The organism is Methanimicrococcus hongohii (assembly GCF_032594095.1).
Taxonomy (GTDB): domain Archaea; phylum Halobacteriota; class Methanosarcinia; order Methanosarcinales; family Methanosarcinaceae; genus Methanimicrococcus; species Methanimicrococcus hongohii.
Genome location: NZ_CP131059.1, coordinates 1,413,970 through 1,433,684, shown reverse-complemented (window position 1 = coordinate 1,433,684; position 19,715 = coordinate 1,413,970). Strand labels below are relative to the sequence as shown.

At 39.4% G+C, this 19,715-nt stretch carries 15 protein-coding genes; 5 read left to right on the top strand and 10 right to left on the bottom strand.

Translation table 11 applies throughout. The features are described 5' to 3' along the window. The first annotated feature begins 231 nt into the window (after nt 1-231). From MmiHf6_RS06495 to MmiHf6_RS06485, 3 genes are all read left to right on the top strand, one after another. Complete coding sequence (locus MmiHf6_RS06495; RefSeq protein WP_316556984.1) at nt 232-5,886, top strand: leucine-rich repeat protein; 5,655 nt, start codon at nt 232-234, stop codon at nt 5,884-5,886. Nucleotides 5,887-6,150: 264 nt separating this feature from the next. Beyond that, the gene (locus MmiHf6_RS06490; protein WP_316556983.1) at nt 6,151-7,566 is read left to right on the top strand and encodes an MATE family efflux transporter; all 1,416 of its coding nucleotides are present in this window, start codon (nt 6,151-6,153) and stop codon (nt 7,564-7,566) included. A gap of 140 nt (nt 7,567-7,706) precedes the next feature. Further along, complete coding sequence (locus tag MmiHf6_RS06485; RefSeq protein ID WP_316556982.1) at nt 7,707-8,399, top strand: ADP-ribosyltransferase; 693 nt, start codon at nt 7,707-7,709, stop codon at nt 8,397-8,399. Between the two features lie 266 nt (nt 8,400-8,665). Here the strand turns inward: MmiHf6_RS06485 and MmiHf6_RS06480 are convergent, their stop codons facing one another. Both MmiHf6_RS06480 and MmiHf6_RS06475 read right to left on the bottom strand, forming a co-directional pair. After that, nucleotides 8,666-9,706, bottom strand: a complete 1,041-nt coding sequence (locus MmiHf6_RS06480; protein WP_316556981.1) for an arsenic resistance protein — start codon at nt 9,704-9,706, stop codon at nt 8,666-8,668. Between the two features lie 132 nt (nt 9,707-9,838). After that, entirely contained in the window at nt 9,839-10,168 is a 330-nt protein-coding gene (locus tag MmiHf6_RS06475) for a hypothetical protein (RefSeq protein ID WP_316556980.1), read from the bottom strand. A 403-nt stretch (nt 10,169-10,571) separates the two neighbouring features. Here MmiHf6_RS06475 and mtaA point away from each other — a divergent pair, with 403 nt between their 5' ends. Further along, on the top strand, nt 10,572-11,594 hold the full coding sequence (gene mtaA, locus MmiHf6_RS06470; RefSeq protein ID WP_316556979.1) for a methylcobamide:CoM methyltransferase MtaA: 1,023 nt from the start codon (nt 10,572-10,574) through the stop codon (nt 11,592-11,594). A 94-nt stretch (nt 11,595-11,688) separates the two neighbouring features. Here the strand turns inward: mtaA and MmiHf6_RS06465 are convergent, their stop codons facing one another. From MmiHf6_RS06465 to MmiHf6_RS06445, 5 genes are all read right to left on the bottom strand, one after another. Next, complete coding sequence (locus tag MmiHf6_RS06465; RefSeq protein ID WP_478219608.1) at nt 11,689-12,117, bottom strand: hypothetical protein; 429 nt, start codon at nt 12,115-12,117, stop codon at nt 11,689-11,691. Nucleotides 12,118-12,199: 82 nt separating this feature from the next. Further along, the gene (locus tag MmiHf6_RS06460) at nt 12,200-13,291 is read right to left on the bottom strand and encodes an ImmA/IrrE family metallo-endopeptidase (protein WP_316556977.1); all 1,092 of its coding nucleotides are present in this window, start codon (nt 13,289-13,291) and stop codon (nt 12,200-12,202) included. Between the two features lie 149 nt (nt 13,292-13,440). After that, entirely contained in the window at nt 13,441-13,911 is a 471-nt protein-coding gene (locus MmiHf6_RS06455; RefSeq protein ID WP_316556976.1) for a pyridoxamine 5'-phosphate oxidase family protein, read from the bottom strand. A gap of 84 nt (nt 13,912-13,995) precedes the next feature. Then, on the bottom strand, nt 13,996-15,081 hold the full coding sequence (locus tag MmiHf6_RS06450; RefSeq protein ID WP_316556975.1) for a GTP-binding protein: 1,086 nt from the start codon (nt 15,079-15,081) through the stop codon (nt 13,996-13,998). A 195-nt stretch (nt 15,082-15,276) separates the two neighbouring features. Continuing rightward, the gene (locus tag MmiHf6_RS06445) at nt 15,277-15,540 is read right to left on the bottom strand and encodes a hypothetical protein (RefSeq protein ID WP_316556974.1); all 264 of its coding nucleotides are present in this window, start codon (nt 15,538-15,540) and stop codon (nt 15,277-15,279) included. A 318-nt stretch (nt 15,541-15,858) separates the two neighbouring features. On the opposite strand from MmiHf6_RS06445, the gene MmiHf6_RS06440 reads away from it, so the two are divergent. Further along, entirely contained in the window at nt 15,859-16,005 is a 147-nt protein-coding gene (locus MmiHf6_RS06440; RefSeq protein ID WP_316556973.1) for a hypothetical protein, read from the top strand. 3 nt (nt 16,006-16,008) lie between these two features. On the opposite strand, the gene MmiHf6_RS06435 is transcribed toward MmiHf6_RS06440, so the two are convergent. From MmiHf6_RS06435 to tpiA, 3 genes are all read right to left on the bottom strand, one after another. Beyond that, the gene (locus MmiHf6_RS06435) at nt 16,009-17,157 is read right to left on the bottom strand and encodes a GTP-binding protein (RefSeq protein WP_316556972.1); all 1,149 of its coding nucleotides are present in this window, start codon (nt 17,155-17,157) and stop codon (nt 16,009-16,011) included. Between the two features lie 261 nt (nt 17,158-17,418). Then, entirely contained in the window at nt 17,419-18,540 is a 1,122-nt protein-coding gene (locus tag MmiHf6_RS06430; RefSeq protein ID WP_316556971.1) for a GTP-binding protein, read from the bottom strand. A 314-nt stretch (nt 18,541-18,854) separates the two neighbouring features. Beyond that, nucleotides 18,855-19,520: a triose-phosphate isomerase gene (tpiA, locus tag MmiHf6_RS06425; RefSeq protein ID WP_316556970.1), complete on the bottom strand. Its 666-nt coding sequence runs from the start codon at nt 19,518-19,520 to the stop codon at nt 18,855-18,857. Nucleotides 19,521-19,715 lie beyond the last annotated feature (195 nt).

Genomic DNA, 19,715 nt, shown 5'->3' with positions numbered 1-19,715 from the left:
TTTTTTTTACATTTTGTTTTTTATAATTTTTTTGCTTTTAATTTTTTTATTTTCATCTTTTTCCATATTTAATTAATTATAATTTTTTATATTTGTCATTTTGAATTTTTCAATGGTTCTATTTTTATATAATAATACTCATTTGTCATAAAAATAAATTCTACAGATCATTCAATAATCTGTTTAAGTGATTTATCAGTTTTCTATATTTTAAATTGGGGTTGAATAATTATGTTATCTGCTATTTTGAAAAAAGGGATTGGGCGGAAGAAATCTGTTCTCTTCTTTTCAATGATCGTATCGTTTTTGATTTCTGTTTTTACGCCGAAAATCGTGTCGACGCTACCTGGTAATTCTTCCTATGGGGGGGGGGCTGCCGGTTATGGGGGGACACTCATGAAAACAACGGCAAAAAAACTTATTTTTATTTGTTTGCTTGTGTTTATGCTGCTTGTGTTTGTTCCGAGCACGGCGGTTGCTGACACGGTAACTCTTCCGGTTGAGGCTTATAATTATACTAATAATTCTAATGGCACAGTTACAATAAAATGTATTAATGCTACATGGTATGCTAATGAATTTGGAAGCAACATTACACCCGCTGATCTTAATCTCGTTATTCCGGATGAGATTGACGGCAAAAAGGTTGTGGCAATCGGAATCCGTGCTTTTACCAAAAATTACGGGTCTGAAAACGGTTGGCCTACTGGGCGGAGATCGTATGATGTGGTAAGTGTTGACTTTTCTCAAACGACTGCTCTTGAAGAAATCGGAGACTCTGCTTTTGCCTCGCAAACCAATTTGACATCGATCTCGCTTCCCAACACAGTAACCAAGGTTGGTAATTCCTCATTCTACGGCTTAAAAGAAATTACATTATCTAATAATCTTACTTATATCGGTACATCTGCTTTTTCTTCCAGCGGTTTTGTTGATTCAACTTTTGTGCGTGTAAACGGCGGCGATCCGAATGCAATTTTTGAACTGCCAAACACTATTGAAACGATAGGAGAAAGAGCGTTTTATAATTTCTTTCCAAATAGCACGGGAGAGCTGTCTTTTAAGATTCCGGCATCAGTTACAACTATCGGAAGGCAAGCGTTCTATAACGCAAATCTTCTGAACGGTACTATAATTACAGTGGAAGGAAGCGGTTCATATTCAGGCTTCAATGCAACGGCATTTAATATCACCGGCAGTACAACAAGTGCAACGAATGCGCTTGCTATCATTTTTCCGTCAATGGAAGATTGTAACAATTTTTCATCTAAATCCGGAATAGGCAACTTTAAAAACTCATGTACTTATGTGGTAGATGTCAATTTTTTCGATCAATCGTCAAATCCTTTGTTATCTGAAGAAAAAGTCAATAACAAATCCATAAAATTAGTTAAAAATTCATACGGTGTTTGGGGCACAGACGACACATATACTCTGCCATCCACAACCGGTTTTACCGCTGAAAACGGACACGCCCCCAACTGGGTGTATGAGGGAACAGTCATACCCGTCACAATAAATGATAAAATTGCTATCACGGGCACCTTTGTTAATGTCGTTCCCGGGATGTCTCCTATAGACCCTGTTTCTGTGAAAGGCACAGTGAATGGTGTGGTTGTCACAGAGGGTTCTAAAACCCCGGGTTGGCATTCTTTTGATCTCTCTGTTCCGGACGTTTACTCCCCTGCCCCTACAATCGGCGTTGAAATAACTCACCCGCTTTATTCCAGTGATAACAGTTCGACAGATAGCTCCGGCGGTTATGTCATCTTTTATACTAAATGGTTTGATATTAAAGGATCGACGGAAGGACCCCGCAGTTATCCTACGGCGGAATATCCCTTTAAGTACTATAATACTACGGATCATTCTATCAGTATCCGCAGTGCTTCCGATTTAAGAAACGGGATCGGCGACCGTTATGAAATAATCATATACGGTCTATACGTTAACGGCTCGAACAGCTCGGATCGAACCAAGTTTTATCAATCTATGTCCAGTGAGATTAGCTTTAACGGAGTGAACAATTCTAATATAACTGACTCTACGACCTTTACTCTTCTTGTCGGTAACTATGTGCCTATTACGATTACTTATGATTTAAGCGGCGGCAATGTCAGCGGCAGCGGATCCGATATCGTATGGTCGGATGTGACTGCTTCAACATTGGGCGGACACGGCACCGTTCCTGTGCCGACAAAAGACGGATACATATTGACCGGTTGGGTGGACAACACCTCAACAAGTACAGTGATTGCGCCTGGGGATATGGCAGATGAGGCAGTCACAGTTACAAAAACTTACACAGCACAATGGCAGATTGATATCACATTTGATCTAAACGGCGGCAATGTCGGCGGTGACACATCCGCTATCGTGCGGGAAAATGTGACATACGGGGCACTTTTGAATACAATCAATATTCCTGCACCGACACGAGACGGGTATGTATTAACAGGCTGGAAGGACAATACCACAAATGCAATAATTACACCCGATGCTAATGGAATTCAGATCATTGGAACAAAAACTTACACCGCGCAGTGGGCACCCAAACCTGAAATTGTCAGTGTCAGTCCCGAAGGCGACAACGGCGGTTCCGGTTATCCGATTACAACGAATACTGTCACGATTGTCTTTGACATTGAAATGAATACAAGCCATTTCGGAACCGTTGTTTTGGATAACGGCGCAATTTTGGCAAACGGTGTTTGGAGCAACGGCAATCAAACAATCACTTATGATTTGTCTAATTTGACTTATTCAAAAACTTACAGTTATTCAGTTTCAGGCTTTAAATCTTCAGATGAAGCTGTGATGGATGCTTCAATGGATGAATATAATTTCACGACAGAAGCGGCACCATCGGAACCTCAAATTGTCAGTGTCAGTCCAAACGGAACAGGTATTCTTGTATCTTCAAATCTTGTGACAATTGTCTTTGACAGGGAGATGAATATAACCCATTTCGGAACTGTTACTTTAGATAACGGCGCAATTTTGGAAAACGGTGCTTGGAACGCCGATAAAAAGACCCTCAATTATACTTTGTCTAATTTGACTTATTCGACGACTTATAACTTTACAATTAAGGATTTCAACTCCTCAAGTGATGTTGTAATGGTTAATTCAATTGATGAACATGATTTCACGACAGAAGCAGCACCGAAACCCCAAATTTCCAGTGTCAGCCCGACCGGAACCGGCATTTCTGTAACTTCAAGTCTTGTGACAATTGTCTTTGATATGGAAATGAATACAAGTCATTTCGGAACCGTTGTTTTGGATAACGGCGCAATTTTGGAAAACGGTGCTTGGAACGCCGATAAAAAGACTCTCAATTATACTTTGAGCAATTTGACTTATTCAACGACTTACAATTATTCAATTTCAGGCTTTAAATCTGCATACGATGTTGAAATGGATAGCTCAATCAATGTTTATGATTTTACCACCATTGACCGACCTTCAATTACTGTTGTTGCGCCTGTCGGTGATAATTCCGGTTCGGGATTCCCGATTACAACTGACAAAGTTTCTGTTACGTTTAACAAGGAAATGAATGCAAGCAGCAATCATCCCGGGACTGTTACTTTAGATAACGGCGCCGTTTTGACAAGCGGTGTTTGGAGCAACGGCAATCAAACAATCACTTATGATTTGTCCAATTTGACTTATTCAAAAACTTATAATTATACAATTAGGGACTTTGAATCGGTTGAAGGCGGCGCCATTTCGGATTCAATTAATGTTTATGATTTCACGACAGAAGCAGCACCGAAACCCCAAATTTCCAGTGTCAGCCCGACCGGAACCGGCATTTCTGTAACTTCAAGTCTTGTGACAATTGTCTTTGACATGGAAATGAATATAACCCATTTCGGAACCGTTGTTTTGGATAACGGCGCAATTTTGGAAAACGGTGCTTGGAACGCCGATAAAAAGACTCTCAATTATACTTTGAGCAATTTGACTTATTCGGAAACTTACAACTATTCAATTTCAGGCTTTAAATCTGCATACGATGTTGAAATGGATAGCTCAATCAATGTTTATGATTTTACCACCATTGACCGACCTTCAATTACTGTTGTTGCGCCTGTCGGTGATAATTCCGGTTCGGGATTCCCGATTACAACTGACAAAGTTTCTGTTACGTTTAACAAGGAAATGAATGCAAGCAGCAATCATCCCGGGACTGTTACTTTAGATAACGGCGCCGTTTTGACAAGCGGTGTTTGGAGCAACGGCAATCAAACAATCACTTATGATTTGTCCAATTTGACTTATTCAAAAACTTATAATTATACAATTAGGGACTTTGAATCGGTTGAAGGCGGCGCCATTTCGGATTCAATTAATGTTTATGATTTCACGACAGAAGCAGCACCGAAACCCCAAATTTCCAGTGTCAGCCCGACCGGAACCGGCATTTCTGTAACTTCAAGTCTTGTGACAATTGTCTTTGATATGGAAATGAATATAACCCATTTCGGAACCGTTGTTTTGGATAACGGCGCAATTTTGGAAAACGGTGATTGGAACGCCGATAAAAAGACTCTCAATTATACTTTGAGCAATTTGACTTATTCGGAAACTTACAACTATTCAATTTCAGGCTTTAAATCCAAATATGATGCTGAAATGGATAGCTCAATCAATGTTTATGATTTTACCACCATTGACCGACCTTCAATTACTGCTGTTACGCCTGTCGGTGATAATTCCGGTTCGGGATTCCCGATTACAACTGACAAAGTTTCTGTTACGTTTAACAAGGAAATGAATGCAAGCAGCAATCATCCCGGAACTGTTACTTTAGATAACGGCGCCGTTTTGGCAAACGGTGTTTGGAGCAACGGCAATCAAACAATCACTTATGATTTGTCCAATTTGACTTATTCAAAAACTTATAATTATACAATAAAAGATTTTGAATCGGTTGAAGGCGGCGTCATTTCGGATTCAATTAATGTTTATGATTTCACGACCGAAGCAGCGCCCAAGCCCGAAATTGACACAATCACTCCCGAAGGCGACAATGGCGGATCGGGTCATTCGATTACAACGAATACTGTCACGATTGTCTTTGATATGGAAATGAACACAAGTCAGTTGGGAGCTATTACTTTAGATAACGGCGCAATTTTGACAGGCGGTACATGGAACGCTGATAAAAAGACCCTTAATTATACTTTGTCCAATTTGACTTATTTGGAAACTTACAACTATTCAATTTCAGGCTTTAAATCCAAATATGATGCTGAAATGGATCTCAATACAACATATTGGTTTGAAACCGAACCCGATACACACAAACCGTATATTGTCAAAGTCATTCCGAACGGAACCGGCATATCAGTCACAACCGATAAAGTGCTTATTACGTTTAATGAAAAAATGAATCAGGTTGTTACCGGAACCGTTGAATTGGACAACAGTGTCGTATTGGACGTTCCGGGCATTTGGCTCAACGACACGACAATCGAATATACAATTTCATCCGATTTGGATTATTCAACGACTTACAACTACACGATAAAAGATTTTGAAGATTCAGCCGGAAATAAGATGGATGATTCGATCAATGTCTTTTGGTTTACAACCGTTAACAAAGGAGGAAGCAGCGGCGGTGGCGGCGGCAGCGGCGGAGGAACTGTTGTTGATGACCAGGAAGAGCCTGAAGAAGACTCCGGATCCGGAGGAAGCGATGACAGCGGCCAGGGCGGAAGTCAAATGGGCGGATTTGAAGAAGATGAAGAGGTGCAGCCTGTCATCATTCTCACATTCATGATTGCAATTGCATTCTTCTGTTACCGCATGAATATGGAAAAGCGTGATGATGAGGATGAAATTATTCTTCGTCAGGCACACAATTTGTTTTAATTTTTTAAAATTTTTAATTTTTTTTAAATTTGTTTAAATTTTTAAAATGAAACGATGCCGAAAAAAGTCTGAAGCATCGTCTTTTTTCTTTTTCATTTTTATTTCATTTTTATTTCATTTTTATTTCATTTTTATTTCATTTTTATTTTAATCAGTAGTTTTATATACGACGGTACATTTGCTTTTGATGTTTGTTTTTGTTTTTTCTTTTGATCTTTGAGATCTTTTTTTCTTTTGAACAAATAATTTACTTTGGTGACAGTTATGAGTGAGATGAAATCAAATACGGCAGGAGATATTCTCGGAACGGAAGACGTTAAAAAATTATTGATGAAATTTGCCGTTCCCAGTGTTATTGCAATGCTTGTCGGCGCTCTTTACAATATTGTCGACCAGATTTTCATCGGACAAAGCGTCGGAATGCTTGGAAACGCGGCAACAAATGTGGCTTTTCCGCTCGTGACGATCGCAACGGCGCTCGGGCTTTTGTTCGGTGTCGGCGGCGCTTCAAATTTCAATCTTTATCTCGGGTCGGGAAACAGAGAACGCGCGAAAAAAGTGATCGGAAACTCTCTTTTTTTGCTGACGGCGTCGGGCTTGATTATGCTTGTCGTCATTCATATGTTTTTAGATCCGCTCATCAATTTGTTCGGCGCGACCGAATCTGTTTATCCGCTGGCGCTTGAATATATTTCGATTACGTCTTACGGCATTTTGTTTTTGATTTTCTCGACCGGCGCAAGCGCTATGATCCGCGCCGACGGCAGCCCGAAATATTCCATGTATTGTCTTTTGGTCGGCGCTGTTTTAAACGTCATTTTGGACGCGCTTTTCATCTTCGGTTTTGATATGGGAATTGCAGGCGCCGCTTGGGCAACCGTTATCAGTCAAATAGTTTCTTGTGTGATGGCAGCCGTTTATTTCTTTAAAATGAAATCGATTTCGCTGGAGAAAAATGATTTTGTTTTAAAAGGAAGCATTGTCAAACCGATTTTTTACCTCGGCGCTTCCAGTTTTTTGAATCAAATCGCGATGATGGCCGTTCAGATTATTTTGAACAACACGGCAACTTATTACGGCGCCATGTCGATTTACGGCAGCGAAATTCCGCTTGCGGTCGCCGGCGTCATCTCTAAAGTCAGTATGATTTTCATTTCAATCATTATCGGCATTTCCCAAGGCGGGCAGCCGATTGCCGGATACAATTACGGCGCGAAAAATTACGGGCGCGTCAAAGAAGTTTTTAAACTCGTCGTCGGCATTTCGCTTGTCATTTCAGTTCTTTCATTCCTCAGCTTCCAGCTTTTCCCGCTTCAAATCATCAAAATATTCGGTGACGGCAGCGAACTTTATTTTGATTTCGCCGTTCGATTCTGTCGGATTTTCCTCTTGATGATGATTGTCGTCGGCATTCAGCCGGCTTCTTCCATTCTTTTTACCGCGATCGGTAAGTCTTCTAAAGGCATTTTCCTCGCAATGATACGCCAAGTGATTCTGTTGATTCCGCTCCTGCTGATTCTGCCGATTTATTTCGGCATCGACGGCATTTTGTACGCGGGCCCGATTTCAGACGGCATCGCGGCAGCAGTTGCCTTTTTCTTCGTTTATCGTGAAATGAAAGAATTGACGAGGCTTGAAAAAGAAGAGAATTTGAAAAGAGAAGAAGCGGCAATCGGCTGATTCTTTTTTTATTTTTTTTGTTTTTGTTTTTGTTTTTCAATTTTATTTTTTAATTTTTTTGTGTTTTCTTCTTCTTTTATTAACTTTTGCATTTTGAAAAAATCAAACAATTTATATTTTATTACAAAGTTCAGACATTTATGAGTTATATATATGATTTCGAACCGCAGACAGAAACAGAAATTAGAGTTGTCCGAGAAAAAAATCAGGCGCCTGATTTTCTGTATTCTCTTGTACCGTACTACAAAAGAAAAGACTTAACTTCAGGGGAAAAAGTTGAGATCGGCAATTATCAGGATATTCATCCTTGGAATGTCCAAAAAGATTGGAGCATTCCGATTCCCGAGAGTTGGAAAGAAAAAAGAGATTGCTACGTCTTAAATTCGTTTTCTCGTTTTCCGGATTTTTCTCAATCATTATCTGCCGGCGAAATAAAAATAATTTCGGATCGCACACTAAAAATCGACAGCGCAATTGGTAAGAGTCGATGGAAAGATGAAAGATTTATTTATCGAGGTGTTTTTGATGACAGTTGGCTTTTAAATCCTTCTGTCGGTTCCATATTTACTGAAAAAGCATTCGGCAGTTTCAGTTTAGCACCTCATCAAGCTTATAATTATATGAATCCTGAATTTCCGATTTTGTTTCAGCTTAGATTAACCAAAGGAATGAATGCTTTGTATATTGATGACACTGAATATGAAATTCTGCGCCCGAGAAACTCTATTTATGAAATCATTAAAATTTTCAAAGAGAAAAGACAAATAACACCAAATTTATATCGTGAAGTTTTAATCTATAATATTGAAGAAGTAAAAACAGAGGAGGAATAATAAGTGCGTTTTGAAACATTTGATGAGATTTTTACTTATGTCGGGATAGCTCCCGAACACACGCCCGAAGAAAAAGAACGAATCAAAAAAACGTTGGAAGCTGCCCACTGTGATTTATTGTAGAGTGATGAACGAATCCGATTAGGAATTCGATTCGACGGCTCTAAAATTTAATTTTTTAATTTTTATTTTTTCAAATATTTTCTTTTTCAATTTTCTCAAATATTTTCTTTTTCAGTTTTTCTTAATTTCCTTTTCTTTCATTTTTATTCTTCAACAAGATTTTTTTCAATCTTTTTTCCAAACACTTTATATCGCGGACGAATCCAAAGCAAAACCCGCGCAATAATCGTTAAAATCGGCAGCTCGATCAACGGGCCGATCACTAATACAAGCGCAATCAGCGGATGATTCGGAAACGCCGAAACGGCAATTGCAAGCGACAGCGGCGAATTTCTGGCAAGCGTTGTCAGATTTAAAGTGGTCGTATCTTCGTAAGACATTTTCAGCGCTCTTCCGACAAGCTGAACGCCGATGAAATTGACGGCAAAGAAAAGAATCACCGGAATCAGCATGATTAGCAGAAGCTGCGGGTTTTGAAGCAGCAGGCGCCCTTGGGACGCGAACATGGCGATGATTGCCAAATTCAAAAAGACGAATTGCATGTTGTCGTTGTGAACGAGAATCTTTTCTTCGAGGTTTTTTTCGCCGAATTTTTTGACATAGAGATATCTGAAAAGATTGGCAAAGAGAAACGGAATCAGAAGGACGATCAAAATGCTTTTGAGAAGCGTCATCACTTCGATATCGACGACGCTGCCCGCAAAAATCAAAAGGTATACCGGCAGGAGAATGATTTGAAGAATCAAATTAAGCGGCAGCTGCGCGGCGCCGAGGCTGACATTTCCTTTTGCCATGTCCGTAAAAAGAAGATACCAATCCGTACACGGCGTCACCATCAGCATCAGAAATCCGATTTGCAGATCCGGTTCGCCGTGAAGAAAAACGGACGCCAAAAACCAAGCGAAAAGCGGCGTCCAAATGAAATTGATCAAAACAGTCAGCGCTGCAAAGCGCGTGTTTTTGAATGAATTTTTCAAGCCGGTCAAATCGACTTGAAGAAAAACGCCGAAAAGCATAATCATTAAAAACGGCTCGATCAAATAAGCGGAATAATTGCTGATGAAATCGATTTGACCGAGAAGAATGCCGACGGCAACACAAATTAAAATAATAACGGAACGAAGATTGTTGTTGATTTTCTCACACGCCTGTGTTTCCCATTGTCCGTTTTTAGCAGATTTCAAACATTATTTATCGGCGGTTTGTTATATATTCGTTTTTCTTTGTTTTTGTTTTTTATTTCTATTTCTTATTCAATTAAATATGAATATTCTTTTTCTTTTTTTAAAAAACGCAATCGTCGTTTTGATTCTTTTTTAAAATTTGTGCGGCTCGCGCGGGCGGCGGCAGCTGCTGCCTGCAACAACAAACGGAAACCTGAATCCAAGCGGAAACAGAAACCTGAAGGTAGCAGCAGCAAACAGAAACCTGATTGGCAACAGTAACCGGAAAACTGGAGGTAGCAGCGGCACGTTCGTGAATGCGAACGGATTACTAAAAAAAGAGCAGATGCAGGCGGAAACGGAGACCGCCACAATGGAAGCAACAGTAAAAGACAGTTGCAAGGAAGAACTTTGCCGGCACCGAAAAGCAATCCATGCTTGACGGTTTTGAATGTTTCGTTTCGTATGGGAAGAATCCGCCAAGTCTCGTTTCCTCGCTGCGCTCGGAAACTCAACTTGCGGGGACGGTTTTTGAAATTTAATTCAATTTAAAATTCAATTGAAACATCGTCTTTCATCAATCTTCTTCAAATAAGGAACGCCTTCTATTCATGAAAATATAAGCATTTATTTAGGGTTTTATCGGGCGTTCAGGTTCGCCGACTTTTGAATATTGGATGTTTGGGTTTCAGTGATTATTATCCAATAAATATCTATTAATCCAGTAAATATCCAATCTTTTTCTTTCAGTCGTTTTGACAAAAATAAAACAAAATATTTATAATCGCTTTGTCATTTTCTATGTGTACTGTTAATTTACAATTACCCGTCCGTAACAATTAATAATCTAAAAGTTATAAGGGTATTTGACAATTTTTTTGAAGGATTGAAATACATGACACTCAAAGAGAATTTACTCAAAGCCTTAAATGGCGAAGCTGTTGAAAAGACTCCCTGTGTTTCCGTGACACAGACCGGTACTGTTGAATTAATGGACGCTGTCAATGCACCGTGGCCCGAATCTCAAGCCGATGCCAAGATGATGGCAGACCTCGCAATCGCAGGACATGAAATCGCAGGCCTTGAAGCCGTCCGTGTTCCGTACTGTTTGACAGTTCTTGCCGAAGCAATGGGCTGTGAAATCAACATGGGCACAAAGAACAGACAACCCTCTGTTATCGCTCACCCGTACGAGAAACCCGAAATGCTCGACGCAGCAACCAAGCCGGACTTAAAATCCACAGGCAGAATCCCCGCCGTCATCGAAGCAATTAAAGACATCCGCGCAAGAGTCGGCCCCGACGTCCCGATCATCGGCGGCATGGAAGGCCCGATCACACTCGCCTCTGACCTTGTCAGTGTTAAATCTTATATGAAATGGTCCATCAAAAACCCCGACGCACTCGCAAGAGCAAACGCATTCGCAAACGAAGCGGCAATCGAATACGCAAACTTGATGGTTGAAGCAGGCGCAGACGTTATCTGTATCGCCGACCCCGTTTCTTCCCCCGACTTAATGAGCCCGCAGGACTTCCATGAAAAACTCATGGGCACAATCACAGAATTCGCCGACAAAGTCAACGCACCCGTTGTTCTCCACGTCTGCGGTAATGTGACAGCAATCCTCAACGACATGGCCGACTGCCACTGCAAAGGTCTCAGTGTCGAAGAAAAAGTTGAAGACGTCAAAGGCGCTGTTGAAATGACCAAAGGACGCGCCGTCATGATCGGTAACATCTCAAGCCCCTTCGTTCTTTTGAGCGGCGATGAAGCAAAAGTCACCGAAGCCGTCAACCACGCGCTTGACGCAGGCATTGCAGTTCTCGCACCCGGCTGCGGTATCGCACCGATGACACCCACGGCAAACATTAAAGCAATGGTTGCTGCAAGAGACAAATACTTCCAGTAATTTGTTTCATTTTTTAAATTTATTTTTTAAAATGAGAGAAAAGGCGTTTTGCCTTTTCCAACTTTCTTTTTTATTCCGTTTTTCAATTTTAGTTTTAATTTGATGATAATATATAATCTGAAAAAGTTTTTTCCGGAAGCATCTGTTTCTTTTGAATCATATTTTCCCAAATTTGGTTGCCTTGCATTTCACTGATTATTCCGTTTTTCATCATTTCATATAATATGTCTGCAGTGGTTCGATTAATGAGATTATATTTTTTTAAATAATAGGTGATATCTTTTAAATTGTTACTTGCAGTCATACCATGACAACATTTTGCAAATGCAAGGACGGATGCTTCTCCGGATCCTATTTTTATTTTCTTCTTTTTTGTTAATTCAATATATAATGCACACTCAGGGGTTCCAATCGTCAAAGTTTCAATCTTTATATTGTTTGATTGATGAAGCATATCGACCGCGTTTTTCAAATGCGGCACATTCGGATGGGATAACTCAATATAAACTTTATCCGGAAGAATGATTTTATTAAAATGCTATATTAGGAGACTTTGTTCATTTACCCACAAAAAAGAGGAAATGCAGTCCGTATCAAAAAAGATATCAGTCAAATATTTCACTCTCCTGTTGTGTTTCATCTGTTTCCGCTATTTGGTCATATCGAAATGCATCATTTAAAAGCTCTTTATATTTTCCAGCCGAGACGATCTCTTTTTCTCTTACTTCTTCGACTTTTTTTATGTAATTGCCTGCGGTATAATATTTTTGTTTTTCTGTATTCGGACAGTACAATAAATCCTCATATCCCAGACTTCTTGCAAAAGATTTAACATTTGATTCTAATTTTTCTCGGTTTTCTATATTATACTCATTTTGAAGGCGGGTGAGTATTGCTTTACGACTCATCTTAAAATATTGTTCTATTTTTACAACATCTTCCGGCATTAATGTGTTATTTTTTGGAGTTATTGTTTTTTCAATATATTCTTTTAAAGAGTTTTCAGGTGCTAAAAAATAAGATGCAAAAATATCTGCTTCTTTTTCAGACTCGGTTTTTTGTTCCCAATCCATATTTTCGCAAATTACCAAATCCTCTTCTTTTACAAATAAATGGTATAGTTCGTGAGCTGCAGTAAAATGCTGCCTGCCCAAAGTATTTGCTGAATTGATTACAATTAATTTTTCAATTCCAATTTTTACAGACATGCCACTTATATTATTTGAAAACGGATAAAAAATCAAAGTAAAATTCTCTGAATTTTCAATCAGTGAAAATATATCATCAATTGGAGCCGTCAAGCTAATGTTTAATTTTTCTCTTAATTTTACGGCATCAGAATTCAATTCAGAATTCTGTTTCATATTTCCTAACCATTGATTCATTTGGTCCAAATTTAATGCAATTTTATTAATCTTTGAAATCGCAACTAAATCTGCCGTTCCCAGATTTGAGGCCCTGAATGCAATTTTAATCGAATTTGTATTTTGTTTTTCTTCAACTATATCTAATATATCACATCCAAAAAGATTGCATGCATTTTCAAGCAAAATAACACTGAAGTTTTCTTTTCCTGATTCTCTTTGGCGAAGATATTCTTGTTCAACACCTAAAAAATCGGCAAATTGTTTTTCTGTTAATCCCAACAATTCACGGCGATGTTTTACTTTTTTTCCGATGATAATTGACTCTTCCATACATTTCTCTCCAAAATCTTTGAGTACAATTCAAAATATCGGGTATAGTTATATACATTTTTAATTTTTCAAAGAAGTATCTATCTCTAAAATATTTTAATCATAATATTCCATAAAATATTCAAAAACGATTTCTTGCGTTACTCATTTCATTTATAATATTTCCCGGTACACTCTTTCACGGAAATTTCAATCACGCCTGTCCCTTTAATCGAATTCCCGAACGGCAAACCGGATAAAATCGGCGTATATTTTTCAACGATTTTATTCAAAACATCTTCTTTGGCTTTTTCATCTTCAACCATTTTTGCCGTTCCCGTGATGATGACACTTTTGTACTGCGTGTTGACATCACAGGGCGAATTGTCGTCCGGCATAATGAGTGTTTCAAAGCGTTCGATTTCAAAACAAACATTCGGATTCGCGGCGATATTGTCCAATTTTTGTCCGCGGATCAAACCGTGAATGTAAATTTTCTGATTGTCGTAAACGAAGTGAACCGGCGTGATGTACGGAAATCTGTTTGTTCCCGCGGTTGCCAATCTTCCGACGCCTTCCTCTTTCAAAAGCAAATTGATTTCATCTTTGCTCAACTGATGTGTTTTCATTCGACTCTGCATGACTGTTCCCTCTCTTCTGTCAATTTATTTTGCTGAATTTATTTATTGATTTTATTGTTGTTGATTTTTTGAAATTTACTGAAATTATAAGACGATCGGTTTTTTCGATTCGCCTTTGATAATTTGTTTCTCAAATGTCAAATTTTTCATTGACATTAAAACGCTCACGGATTCATCAATAATTTCTTCAAGTTTATCCTTTTTGACGTTTGTCACCGCCGCCAAAAAACGAAGTTCATAATTGCCGTCGTTGACTGTTTTTTCCTGCTTGATGTATTCCGCTTCGATTTGTCTGTCGTCGGCGCCGGCCGTTTGACTGACTTTCACGAGCGTGTCATTGACTTTGACAGCCATTTTAATGTGGCCGACAAAAGAAGGATTCACTTTTGAAACTTCCATTCCGACCATTTTGATGATATTTTCAAGCAGTGTTCCTGCTCTTTTCACCGTCAGCGTGCCCGATACTTTGTATAATCCTGAATAAGTGCTCACGTTTGAAATTTCAATCGAATTCAAATTTTCCGTCACTTTCGCCTTCGGCTCGCCCGACGTATCAATCAGACTGACCGTTTCTTCACTTTCGCGCATCATCAATTCATACAGTTTGTCAATCGCTTCATCATTTTTTGCAGACATCCGCATCGTATAAGCGTCGGGATTCATTTCTTTCAAAAACGTTTCCATGTTTTCGATTTTTTCTTCATCGGCAAGATCGACTTTGTTGATTCCGATGATTTCTGCTTCTCTCAATTGCTGTTCGACAAATTTCGGAATCTGATCGATTTCCGTTTTCAATCGGGTCACGTCAACGAGCGTCACGACGGGCGCAAATGACATCATCACGTTCATGTGTAAAAGTTCGTCGCGAATCTGGCTCGGAAAAGAAAGTCCGGTCGGCTCCATAATTAAAATGTCGGGATTATGAATGTCCGCAATTTCTGAAACCGTAACTCTGAGACTGAAAATAAGAGAACAGCAAATGCAGCCGTTGGTCAATTCTTTGGAAGGAATTCCTGCCGTTTCAAGCGTTTCGCCGTCGATTCCGATTTCTCCGACTTCATTGACGATCAAAGCCACTTTTTTGCCGTCGGCTGTCAGCCTGTCAATCAGTTTTAAAACAGTTGTCGTTTTTCCGCTTCCTAAAAATCCGCCGATTAAAAAAACTCTCATATTTTTGTCTCTAATTATTTTTCTCTACTTTTTTCGTTTGCAAAACAGAATGATAATACTTGTTCAATGAACGACTTTGAAATATAAAAGTTATAGCTCTTTTCAATATCTGTTTCTTCCATTGTCGAAAATAAAAATCCCGTCTCAATTTTTTGTTTTATTTTTTTAAATTCGCTTCTCTTTTTGTTTTATTTTTTAAAAATTTGTGCGGCTCGCGCGGGCGGCGGCGTGCTGCTGCCGGTAACGGGCGGCAGCTTGCCGGCAACAGCAACACAAACCTGAGTGGCAGCGGAAACAGAAATCTGCAGGTAGCAGCGGCACGTTCGCGAATGCGAACGGATTACTAAAAAAAGAGCAGATGCACGCAGCAAACGCAAACCTGACTCGCAGCGGCAACATTAAAAGACAGTTGCAGACTTGCAAACTCAGCCGGAAGTTGACAGTAAAAGACAGTTGCAAGAAAACACTTTGCCGGAGCCGGAAAGCAATTCACAATCAGCGGTTTTGAACTTTTCGTTTCGTATGGAAAGAATCCGCCAAGTCTCGTTTCCTCGCTCCGCTCGGAAACTCAACTTGCGGGGACGGTTCTTGGTCTTTTTATTTACAATTATTTTTCAATTGAAACATCATCTTTCATCAAAATAATTCAAAAACGGAACGCCTTCTTTTATCCAAAATCTAAAAATTTAAGATGAGGGTTTTATCGGGCGTTCAGGTTCACCGATTTTGAAAATTGGATGTTTAGGTTTATCCAAAAATAAAACGAAAAACGAGGTCGTGTTTGAAAATCAAAATAAAAATGGTGCAATTCGCGCGCGGCGCACCGAACAAAAAAATGAAAAGAAGCAAATGAAACGAAAAAATGAAAAAAGAAATAAAAAAAAGAGAAAAATGAAAAAAGAGAAAAATGAATTGAAAAAATAATTTTTATTTGCCGAACCAGCCCAACACTTTTCTCTTTATCTTTTTGAATTTGAATTTCAAATACGGAATCGGCGGCGATCTTGTTTTCTTTATATTCGTTTCTTTTTCGAATGTCAGCTTTTTCGACGTCAAAAACAGATTCATATTTCGGTCAACGATTTCCTCCATTTTGTCCAATTTTACATTTGTCGCAGACACCAAAAACCGAAGTTCATACTTCCCGTTATTTTCAATCTTTTCCTGCTGAATGTATTCCGCCTCGACTTTTTTGACATCATCCGTTCCCGCCGTTTGACTGACTTTAACAAGCGTGTCATCGACTTTCATGGACATTTTTATATGGCCGACAAAAGAAGGATTGATTTGCGAAATTTCCATCCCGACAACACCGACAATATTTTCAAGCAAAGTGCCCGCGTTTTTCACGGTCAGCTCACCCGTTATATTGTACATTCCCGAATATCGCGTCACATTTGAAAGCTCAATCGAATTCAATTTCTCCGTCACTCTCGTTTTCGGCCGCCCCGTCGTGTCGATTTTGGTGATGTTTTCTTCACCTTCGCGTATGATCAAATCATAAATTTTGTTGACACCTGAATCATCATTTGCCGCCGACATCCGCATCGTATAAACATCCGGATATTTCTTTTCCAAAAGCGCTTCAATGCTTTTGATTCTCTCTTCATCGACAAGATCGATTTTATTGATTGCAATAATTTCCGATTCATTCAATTGCGATTCAATAAAATTCGGAATCTGATCCATCTCCGCCGCGAATCGAGAAGCGTCAATGAGCGCGACAACCGGCGCAAACGACATCATCAAATTCATATCCAGCAGTTCGTCACGAATCTGGTTCGGAAAAGACAAGCCGGTCGGCTCAATAATCAAAATGTCGGGATTATAATTTTTAACGATTTCCGTTACCGTGATCCTGAGATTGATCACAAGAGTACAGCAAATACATCCGCCCGTCAATTCTTTTGAAGGAATCCCGTCTGTTTCAAGAATCGCGCCGTCAATGCCGATTTCACCAACCTCGTTGACAATCATCGCAACTTTTTTGCCGTCAGCGACTAATTTGTTAATGATTTTTAGAATAACCGTCGTCTTTCCGCTGCCCAAAAACCCGCTGATTAAGAAAACTCTCATATTTTGTCACCACACATTTTTTAATAATTTTATAACACATTTTATAACACACGAATTTTAATGAATTGATTTTTACAATTTTTGAATTTTAGATTTTTAGAATTTTGATTTTTAGAATTTGATTTTTAGAATTTTACAGTTTTAGAATTTTTACAAAATTTGTTTTAATGAAACTGTTTTTAACGAAATTGCTTTTGAAACTGTTTTGAAATTATTTTATGAAACATTTCCAATTTCAAACGGTTCATTTTTTCAAATATTTTAACAATTATCAGTTGCAATCGACTTCTTCATTTCACCTTTTTGAATTTGTTTTTCAACCGCTAATTTTTTTGCCGCCAAAAAAATGTTCACGGATTGATCGGCAATTTTTTCAAGTTCGTCTTTCTTAACATTCGTTACCGCTGCCGAAAAACAAAGCTCATAACATCCCGTTTTTCCGAACATTTTTTCCGGATTTTCCTGTCCGTTCTCCTGCCTGATGTATTCCGCTTCGATTTTGCCGTCATTGACGCCGGCCGTGTGACTGACTTTAACAAGCGTGTCATCGACTCTGACAGTCATTTCGATGTTCCCGCCAAAAGCGATATTCATTTTTGAAATTTCCGCGCCGACAACACTGATCATATTTTTAAGCAAAGCGCCGGCGGCTTCTGCTGTCAGCTCCCCGGAAATATTGTATAATTCAGAGCATTCGGTAACATTTGTAATTTCAATTGAATTCGACTCTTCCGTCACCTTCGGCTTCATCTCTTTCGGCATATCGATTCGACTGACCGTTTCATTGCTTTTTCGCATGACCAATTCATACATTTTGTCAATCGCTGCGTCATCATTAATTGCCGACATCCGCATAGCATACGCATCAGGATTCATTTTTTTCAAAAAAGATTCAATGCTTTTGATTTTCTCTTCATCGACCAAATCAATCTTATTGATCGCGATAATTTCCGCTTCGCCCAACTGATGCTCGGTGAAATTCGGAACATGAGAAAGCCCCACCGTAAATCGGGAAGCATCTATAAGCGTTACAACAGGCGCAAGTGACATCGCCATATTCATTTCCAAAAGCTCGTCCCGAACATGACTCGGCAAAGCCAATCCCGGCATCTCGATAATCAAAATATCGGGATTGCGGGTATTGACGATTTCAGTCACCGTCTCTCTGAGATTGATCACGAGCGTGCAGCAAATGCATCCGTTCGTTAACTCTTTTGAAGAGATTCCCGCAGCTTCAAGCGCCGCGTCATCAACGCTGACTTCTCCGACTTCATTGATGATCAAAGCGACTTTTTTCCCGTCCGCCGCCAATCTGTCAATAAATTTCAAAACAGTCGTCGTCTTTCCGCTTTCGAGAAATCCGCCGATTAAAAGGACTTTCATGTTTGTCACCACACAATTTTTAATTAACACACGAAATTAATACACTAATGACGAGTTTTAATTAAACCACAAACAATTAACGGCACACAATGGCGCACAATGACACACACTTTTAAGTTCACATCTGTCGTTTTATTCCGTTTTTGTTTTTTATTTATTTCGTTTTTTATTTACACACACTGTTAATATGTCGTTTTTAATTTAATACTGTTTTTATGGATTATTTAATGAATTTTTTATGGATTATTTAATGAATTTTTTATGAATTTTTTTATGAATGGTTTTAAATCGTTTTTTAAATCGCTTTGATTTCATCAAATCAATGAAACCAAATCATAAAGCGCTGCTTTCGGGTCTTTCGCTTTCACGATTCCCGACGCCAGCAAAACGCCGACTGCGCCGAGTTCGATTGCCGATTTCAAATCTTCCCCCTTTGAAATACCGGCGCCGCAAAGCACTTTGACATTCGGGTTGATCTTTTTCACCGCGTCAACGGATCCCGTCACAACGCCCGGGTCTGCTTTTGACACCGGAATGCCTGATCCGATCAGTTCCGGCGGCTCGATTGCGACATATTCCGGACCGATTGCAGCCGCTGCCGCAGTCGTTGCGATATTATTCGTACAAATCACACTTTTCATTTTGTTGTGTTTGAGGACTTCCGCTGCCGCTTCAATGTCGGCAAGCGTCATTCTGCGCTCGGAATGATTGATCAGACTGCCGACAGCGCCCGCTTCAAGAATCGATTTGACATACACTTTTCCGGTATGACTTCCCGGTCCCGCGCCGTCAACGTGCTGAGAATAAACGGGAATATTAACGGCCGACGCCGCTCTGAAAATATCCGGGATTTGCGGCGCGATTGCGATTTCAACGCCCGAACTTTCGGCGACATCGCGGCAGGCTTCTGCCAATCGAATTGCGTTTGAACCGGTTCCTTCATCATAAGTTTTGCAGTTTAAAAGAATAAAAACGGACATAGTTTCACCAAGTTTTAGAGATAAAACGTCGTGAAGGTTTAATAAAATTTGTATAAATTACATAAATTTGCATCAAATCAGATTTTTCAATCCCTTTTCTTTTGTTTCATTTTCATTGAAATTTTAAAAATGAAACGTCAAAGTGATGTCCTGTAACTGCCGCCGCGCGCGAGCTGCGCAGATTTTAAAAAAATA